Here is an 8852-nt window from a genome sequence, read left to right as displayed (position 1 = left end):
GACAGATGACGGAGGACAGATGACGGAGGACAGATGACGGAGGACAGATGACGGAGGACAGATGACGGATGACGGAAGACAGATGACGGAGGACAGATGACGGAGGACAGATGACGGAGGACAGATGACAGATGACAATTTGGTCTGATGACCGATGAATGAAGCTCATAGATTGAAATAAAAGCCAAAAAAAAATCAGTGAAAATCAGCCAGATCAGCGTCATTAGCGTTCTATAATAAATCTGCCCGATGATTAATGACAACAGTCGGTGGAAAGTGGAAATAAAAAAATTCCTATCTATTTTTTACAATGAGTTAATTGATTAAAAACGGTCAACAATAATCAGGAAAGTTCAGATGTGTAAAAAAATAAATCTCTTGCAGATTTCGCGGATTGACGCAGAAACCCTTTGATATTTAACTCTGATTCTTACTGCCAACTGAGACTGAGACTGAAAACTGAAGACTGCCAACTCATCTAAACCTCACTCCCCAACATCTCCCTTAATATCATCAATCTCAGAATGTCGATTGGCAAACTTGTGGTTCTGAATTAATTTATTGAGATAAAAAGCTTCAAAAACGGTCCATGCACCAGCAACAAGCATGGGAATTATAAAGACCAACAAAACAAGGGTGCTTTTCTTAGTCGGAAAAGCGTACATAAGATAAACCGCATACAACGAGAGAATGATATAGATAATCCCAAAAGCTATATCAAGAATCCAAAACACCGGCTCTACTTTTGGTAAATCCACGTTTTCTTTGAGAAGTTTATAAAAGCCTTTCGTTTTGAAATGAAATATAAAGCTGCAAACACCCAAAATTGACATTCCAATAGGAATCCACATGGCGGTTTCAAATTTTGGCTCATCAAACAACAACACATAAAAAATCAATCCTCCTGGAAACAGCGCTAACGGCACTACTAAAACCAATAAAATGATTTTTTGAATGTTCGCCATATTTAAAACACCTGCTTTTCTTGTTGTGGTACCGCTTCAAAAAGCGTCATAAAATGCTTTAAAACTTTGGCTTTCAATTCGGACTCGTCCACTTCCTCCACGCCTAACTCCACATGTAAGGACGTGACTGCTTTCCCACGAATACCACATGGAATGATGTTGTCAAAATAGCCCAAGTCGGCATTGACGTTCAATGCAAATCCATGCATGGTAACCCATCTACTCGCTCTCACGCCCATCGCGCAAATTTTGCGTACAAAAGGCGTTCCCACACCCAACCAAACTCCAGTTTCTCCAGGGCTTCGCTGAGCATCCAGACCATATTCTGCCAGGGTTAAAATGATCATTTCTTCTAATAAGCGGAGGTATTTATGAATATCTGTAAAAAAGTTTTCCAAATCGAGAATGGGATACCCTACAACTTGTCCTGGTCCGTGATACGTAATGTCTCCACCTCTATTTATTTTATAATAGGTTGCTCCTTTTTTTGCGAGCTGCTCTTCGTTCAATAAAAGATTTGAGAAATCGCCACTTTTACCCAAGGTATAGACATGAGAATGCTCCACCAATAAAAAATAATTTGGTGTTTCTAAATTGGCATTCTCTCTTCTGTTCTTGATTTTCGTGTCCAGAACTGATTTGAATAATCCTTCTTGATAATCCCAGGTATCCTTATAATCTTTATGCCCTAAATCCTGTACGGTAACTATTTTATTCACAATCTTAGTCTTCTAGTGTAATCTTCAAATTCATCAAATCTGAATCATGGCTGACTCTATTTAAATCGGTTATGATTCTGATCTGTAAAATTACGGATTTTCGGATAGATGGTGGGACATTGTTTCATGGAGATTCATCTATTGAGACCGATGACCGATGACGGGCGAAAAAAAATTAGTTTCACAGAGATTCATTGAGAAACACTGAGATACACAGAGAAAGTTATTTGGGTTGAATGACAGATGACCGATGACCGATGACGGGCGACAAAAATTAGTTTCACAGAGATTCACGGACAAACACTGAGATGCACAGAGAAAGTTATTTGGGTTGAATGACAGATGACAGATGACCGATGACCGATGACGGGCGACAAAAATTAGTTTCACAGAGATTCACGGACAAACACTGAGATGCACAGAGAAAGTTATTTGGGTTGAATGACAGATGACCGATGACCGATGACCGATGACTGAATTATAAATTTTATATAGTTCCAAAGTCAGCGACTCATAAGACCATCAACTGAATACTGAGACTGAGACTGCTTGCCCGTCCAGAGCTTTTGCGAAGGCGGGAAAACTGAGACTGAGACTGAGACTGAGACTGAAAACTGAAAACCGAGACTGAAAACTATTTTTTAGGGTTATTCAAAATTACCAAAGCAGCTATAACTCCCGGCACCCATCCGCAGAGCCATAGTAAAAAAACAATGATAATAGATCCACAACCTTTATCAAGGACCGCAAGTGGTGGACAAAAAATAGAAAGAAGAACTCTCCAAATACTCATAATTGATGATTTTTAACGACCACTACTTTTGCGTGGCTGATTAATGTATTTATTAAGACGCAAAACTATTCAATTTGTTACGGGATAAAAACTATATCATCATCTTCAAAAATATAATTCAAGCAGCTAAAACTAGCTCAAAATCAAAATTCATCTTTCAAACTCACCAATTTCAACCCTTCGCAAAAAGTTTCATCCCATAAACCATCAAAAACCCAATCTATCGTTGAAATTACTACGTTAATTTTTTTAAATATCGTAATTTTGCATATCAAAAATTTAACAGCATGCAACTTTCAGAACAAGAACTCATCCGAAGAGAAAAATTAGTCAAATTACGTGAATTGGGAATCAATCCTTATCCAGCCGATTTATATCCTGTGGACCACACTTCGAAACAGGTTAAAGAGCAATTTGAAGAAGGGAAACAGGTCGTTATTGCTGGTCGATTGATGTCGATGCGGGTGCAAGGAAAGGCTAGTTTTGCTCAAATTCAGGATTCTGAAGGAAAGATTCAAGCGTATTTTAACAGAGATGAAATCTGTCCTGGCGATGATAAAACTTTATATAATGAGGTTTTCAAAAAACTATTGGACTTTGGCGATTTCATTGGTATCGAAGGCGAATTATTTACCACACAAGTGGGCGAAAAAACAGTGAAGGTCAAAAACTTCAAATTATTGAGCAAATCCTTAAAGCCTTTGCCATTACCTAAGGAAAAAGACGGGGTTATTTATGACGCCTTTACCGATCCTGAACAACGTTACAGACAACGTTATGCCGATTTGGTAGTGAACCCTCAGGTTAAAAATGTATTTATAAAACGTACCAAGCTATATAACGCCATGCGTCAGTTTTTCAACGACGCCGGTTACTTTGAGGTGGAAACTCCGGTGTTACAACCAATTCCTGGAGGCGCGGCGGCACGTCCGTTTATGACCCATCACAACAGTTTGGACATTCCTTTGTATATGCGAATTGCCAACGAACTTTATCTAAAGCGTCTTATTGTTGGCGGTTTTGATGGCGTTTATGAATTCTCAAAAAACTTCAGAAATGAAGGTATGGATCGCACGCACAATCCAGAGTTTACGGCTATGGAAATATACGTGTCCTATAAAGATTACAATTGGATGATGCACTTTTGTGAAGAGCTTTTAGAACATTGCGCCCTTGCGGTAAACGGTTCTACAGAAGCAACTTTCGGCGAACACAAAATCGATTTCAAAGCTCCGTATGCTCGGGTAACCATGACGGATTCCATTAAGCACTTTACCGGATTTGATATTACTGGAAAATCTGAAGATGAGATCCGCAAAGCTGCTAAAGACATGGGCATTGCAGTAGACGACACCATGGGCAAAGGCAAATTGATCGATGAAATTTTCGGTGAGAAATGTGAAGGCAACTATATCCAACCAACGTTTATTACAGATTACCCGAAGGAAATGAGTCCGTTGTGTAAAGAACACCGCGATAATCCAGAATTGACCGAACGTTTTGAGTTGATGGTTTGTGGTAAAGAAGTTGCCAATGCGTATTCTGAATTGAATGATCCTATTGACCAACGTGAACGTTTTGAACACCAAATGGAGTTGGCTCAAAAAGGTGATGATGAAGCTACCGGAATGATCGACTATGATTTCTTACGTGCTTTAGAGTACGGCATGCCTCCAACCTCTGGAATGGGCATCGGAATGGACCGACTTATCATGTATTTGACCAATAATCAGTCCATTCAGGAAGTGTTGTTTTTCCCTCAAATGAGACCGGAAAAGAAGGCAGTGGCTTTGACTGAAGAAGAAAAAGCAGTTTTCGCTATCCTAAAATCCAATGCTCCGATAGATCTGAATAACTTAAAAGAACAATCCGGACTGAGTAACAAAAAGTGGGATGCCACTATAAAAGGCTTGACAAAAAACAAATTGGCCAAAGTCGAAAAAACCGAAGAAGGTCTATTTGTGCATGTTGTATAGAGTCGCGAAATTTATTTTTTTAACATTAAGAGCATGTGCAGTAATTGCATATGCTTTTTTGTTAATAATACATTTCATCCTAAAGGATCATTTCCGAATTTTACAAATCTTTTTTTACGCCTTCCCGCTACCTTTAATCATCTTATTGGGAGGTTTTATCACTCTTCTGTTTTTCAAAAGAAAACGGTATTTTATATTTTTTATCTGTACCACTTTAGGTTTGACTGGTATTTGGCTCAATAATTCCTATATTTTCCCAAGCCCTGTGGAAATTCCTAAAGATGCAACGTCCATTATATTCTGGAATGCCGCCGATCGGCCAACAATCCATATGGATATCCTTACAGAAAACATCCAAAATATCCAGCCTGACATTATCGCACTTACCGAGACGGAAAACGCTTCCGCAGAAGATATACAGCAACTGTCACAAGATTTCCCAGCTTACGAATTTCGAATCCTTGAAGGCAATATGCTGATTGGCATAAAAGGACGTATAGAAAAAATAACGTATACTATTGAAGAACAAAGCTATGACATCAATTTTGTAGAGGCACAACTAAAGTCTGGCCCTATTTTAATGGCCTTTACGGATACTTTTCAAAGTCCAACCATGGATAAAAGAAAAACTTTAGGAACGATATTGCAATTGGCCACTCAAAGAAATTCAGACATCATTGTTGGCGATTTTAACACGCCTTATGAAAGTGTTCACTTCAGAAAGTATGAAACAGATTATACTAGTTTTCATGATTACGGTGAAGGTTTTAGTGCAACTTGGCCATTTGGAATTCCTTTACTTGAAATTGACCAAATTTTCACAAGCAAAAAGCTCAAACCTATACGCCTTCAAAAGTTTTATTATAAAGTTTCTGACCATGCTATGCTCGTCGGATATTTTAAATAAAAATCATTGTTGTCCGATTAAAGTTGGTTTGATCTTCTAAGAACAGAGATCAATGGTTCTTTCAACGTTTTTGATCCTCAATCTCCTTCATTTCTCTGTTTTTGAAAACTATTGCTAAAACATCATAATCCATTCTAATTATTGAATTTCACAGCCCATATTTTCAATTAATTACGTGTTTAGTCTTTGTTCTTGATTCTATCAGCGCAGCGGCAGTTACTGAGCTTGTCGAAGTGTCTTAATTCTTATCCGGATCATAGTGAAGAAAAATCCATAACCTATCAAAATTCTCTTTAAAAGTGGCATCGTTATGTTAAAAAACTACGTTTTAAATAGTTAAAGAAATACTAAAATATATTACAATCCACTATCAACGTTATGTATTGCGTATTTTCACTTCCTTAAATTTTTAAACCCCTAACATTTTGAAAAAAGTTTCCTTAAGCGTGATGTTTTTGGCGTCTTTCCTTTTTGTCGTGTCTTGTTCCACTACAAAAAAAGCGTCCAAAACACCAGCAACCGCTACTACTGCCTCTGATGCAACAAAAAAAACTGGAAAAAATGACATCCAGCCTTACAACAAAGTCATAACAAAAGATGCCAAAAGTGACCCAGGATTGTTCACCATCCATAAAATAGACGAGTCCTACTTTTATGAAATTCCAGATTCCCTTTTTGAACGTGAAATGCTCATGGTGACACGTATCGCTAAAACCGCCAGTGGCATAGGTTTTGGCGGCGGAAAGCAAGACGAGCAAGTTTTGCGTTGGCAAAAAAAGGATAAAAGAGTATTGCTCCGTATGGTTTCCCATAGTGTAGTAGCCAATGACTCCCTTCCTGTATATGAAGCTGTGGTCAATTCAAATTTTGAACCTGTGCTATTTAGCTTCCCTATTAAAGCTATCGGCAAAGATTCATTAACTACAGTTATTGATGTGACTGATCTGTATATGAAAGATGTGAAGCCATTTGGTTTGCCAGATCGAAGTAGAAAACAATATAAAGTAACCCGTTTAGACGCAGATTTATCTTATATCGAAAGTCTTAAAAGCTATCCTTTAAACATTGAATCACGTCACGTAAAAACCTATAGTGCAAGTGAACCACCTTCAAATGCAGCAAGTGGCGCTATTTCGATAGAAATGAGCAACTCTATGGTTTTATTGCCAAAAGAGCCAATGAAGCGACGCATATTCGACCAACGCGTAGGTTGGTTCACAAGTGGACAAATTGATTACGGTTTAGATGCTCATGAAAGCAAAAGAGTCACCTATTTAGACAGATGGCGCCTTGAAGTGAAGGATGAAGACATCGAAAAGTTTAAGCGTGGCGAATTGGTTGAGCCTAAAAAACAAATCGTTTATTATATTGACCGTGCAACTCCAGAACAATGGCGTAAATACATCAAACAAGGTATTGAAGATTGGCAAGTAGCTTTTGAAGCTGCCGGATTTAAAAATGCCATTATCGCCAAAGATCCTCCAACAGTTGAGGAAGATCCGGGATGGAGCCCAGAGGATATTCGTTATTCTGTAGTTCGCTATTTAGCTTCTCCAATCCCTAATGCTAACGGCCCTCACGTAAGTGACCCAAGAAGTGGTGAGATTTTAGAAAGTGACATCAACTGGTACCATAACGTAATGACTTTGTTGCGCAACTGGTTCTTCGTACAAACGGCAGCCATTAATCCTGATGCACAAAGTGTGAAATTTAAAGATGAAATCATGGGACGATTGATTCGTTTTGTGTCTTCGCACGAAGTTGGTCATACCATAGGTTTACCTCATAACATGGGAAGTAGTGTTGCTTACAAAGTGGACGATTTACGTAACCCAGAATTTACTAAAAAGTATGGAACTGCACCGTCTATTATGGATTATGCACGCTTCAATTATATTGCACAGCCAGGTGATGAAGGTGTTGCTTTAATGCCGAACATTGGTATTTATGACAAATATGCCATCTCATGGGGTTACCGTCCAATTTTGGATGCCGCGACACCAGAAGATGAAAAGAAAACTTTAGATAGCTGGATTTTAAAACACGCTGGAGATCCAATGTACCGTTTCGGAAGACAGCAAAGTGGTGGTGTGATCGATCCAAGTTCTCAAACCGAGGATTTAGGTGATGACGCCATGAAAGCTAGTGCATACGGAATTGCGAACTTAAAGCGTATCGTTCCAAACTTGATCAAATGGACTGCCGAAGATGGTAAAGATTATAGCGATCTAGGCACTATGTATGGCGAAGTATTAGGACAATACAACCGTTATATGGGCCACGTGACTGCCAACATTGGTGGGGTTTATGAAATTTACAAAACCTACGACCAAGAAGGAGATGTCTACACCCCTGTTGATAAAGCCAAACAAAAAGAAGCCTTACAGTTCCTTCAGAAAGAATTGTTCGCTACACCAGAATGGTTATTAGACAATGACATTTTCAATAGAATCGAATTTGATGGTAATTTAGAACGCATCCGCGGGACGCAAACGAGAACGCTAAATGACATCCTTGATTTTGGAAGAATGCAACGTATGAGCGAAAACGAAACGGCCAACGGTAAAAACGCTTACGGTTTATTGGACATGATGCAAGATTTGCGCAAAGGTGTTTTTAGTGAGTTAAATAGTGGGAAAGCAATAGATGCCTACAGAAGAAATCTTCAACGTGGCTATATTGATAGAATGGCCTATTTAATGACCAAAGAACAAACTCCTGTGCCGGCAAATTTCAGACGTTTTGTTTCAAGAACAAATGTTGATGTGAGCCAATCTGATATTAGAGCGATCACAAGAGCAGAATTGAAAACTTTAGAAGGCACAATCAAATCTGGTTTAGCAAGAACCAATGACAATATGAGCAGAATCCATTTAACGGATGCGCTGCAACGTATTGACGCTATTCTAAATCCAAAAAGCTAACAAGTTTGTTTAATTTATAAATAAATGCTTCAAGGTTTCTTGAAGCATTTTTTATTTAATTGCAATTGGCATCTCAACGTTTAGACAGATGAATGATTCATTTTATTGGAGTGCTCTTTAAATTTATAAATCCATTTTAGGAAAGTCTACAATTTCGATACCTTATTAACAGATTTATAAGCTAGTCTTAAAAATCCAGTTATTATGATAAATACAATCCCAACGACAGTGCGATATTTTTGAAAAACAGTATCTGGATATACATTGGTCAGAGAGATGATTAAAATAATCAAAGCTATAAACCAAATTAAAGCAATGATAATTAGTCCTGTTTTTTTTATAATCAATTCCATTTTAAAATTACAATTTCACATGCCATCCGCCACAAGGAATATCACTTCCTATCATTAAAATATAAGACTATTTGCTTCAATTATAATTTAAGTAAATAGAGTGATTTGGTGTCGTATTTCATAAATCAGTTCGTTGTTGTCCGATTAAAGTTGCGTTGATCTTCTAAGAATATTGACCGATAAAGTTCTTTTAAACGTTTTTCATCCTCAATCTC

Annotated in this window: 6 protein-coding genes; 3 read left to right on the top strand and 3 right to left on the bottom strand. The window is 38.0% G+C overall.

What is annotated here, in order from left to right; translation table 11 throughout:
- Positions 1-485 precede the first annotated feature (485 nt).
- The 3 genes from ACOH2D_RS13650 to ACOH2D_RS13640 all read right to left on the bottom strand — a co-directional run bounded on the left by ACOH2D_RS13650 (position 486) and on the right by ACOH2D_RS13640 (position 2477).
- Positions 486-965: a hypothetical protein gene (locus tag ACOH2D_RS13650; protein WP_449535411.1), complete on the bottom strand. Its 480-nt coding sequence runs from the start codon at positions 963-965 to the stop codon at positions 486-488.
- Positions 966-967: 2 nt separating this feature from the next.
- A complete protein-coding gene (lipB, locus tag ACOH2D_RS13645) occupies positions 968-1684 on the bottom strand; it encodes a lipoyl(octanoyl) transferase LipB (protein WP_449535412.1) in 717 nt (238 codons plus the stop codon).
- Positions 1685-2318: 634 nt separating this feature from the next.
- Positions 2319-2477 (bottom strand): YqaE/Pmp3 family membrane protein, encoded by a 159-nt coding sequence (locus tag ACOH2D_RS13640; RefSeq protein WP_449535413.1) that lies wholly within the window; start codon positions 2475-2477, stop codon positions 2319-2321.
- 287 nt (positions 2478-2764) lie between these two features.
- Between ACOH2D_RS13640 and lysS the strand changes: the two genes are divergently transcribed.
- The 3 genes from lysS (at position 2765) to ACOH2D_RS13625 (ending at position 8284) form a co-directional block, all read left to right on the top strand.
- Positions 2765-4453 (top strand): lysine--tRNA ligase, encoded by a 1689-nt coding sequence (lysS, locus tag ACOH2D_RS13635; protein ID WP_348036298.1) that lies wholly within the window; start codon positions 2765-2767, stop codon positions 4451-4453.
- Between the two features lie 220 nt (positions 4454-4673).
- Positions 4674-5360 carry an endonuclease/exonuclease/phosphatase family protein gene (locus ACOH2D_RS13630; RefSeq protein WP_348036299.1) on the top strand — a complete coding sequence of 229 codons (687 nt, stop codon included), beginning with the start codon at positions 4674-4676 and terminating at the stop codon, positions 5358-5360.
- A 449-nt stretch (positions 5361-5809) separates the two neighbouring features.
- On the top strand, positions 5810-8284 hold the full coding sequence (locus ACOH2D_RS13625; protein WP_449535442.1) for a zinc-dependent metalloprotease: 2475 nt from the start codon (positions 5810-5812) through the stop codon (positions 8282-8284).
- Positions 8285-8852: the final 568 nt, after the last annotated feature.

Source organism: Gelidibacter sp., assembly GCF_053579655.1.
This window is presented reverse-complemented; position numbering and strand designations above follow the sequence as displayed.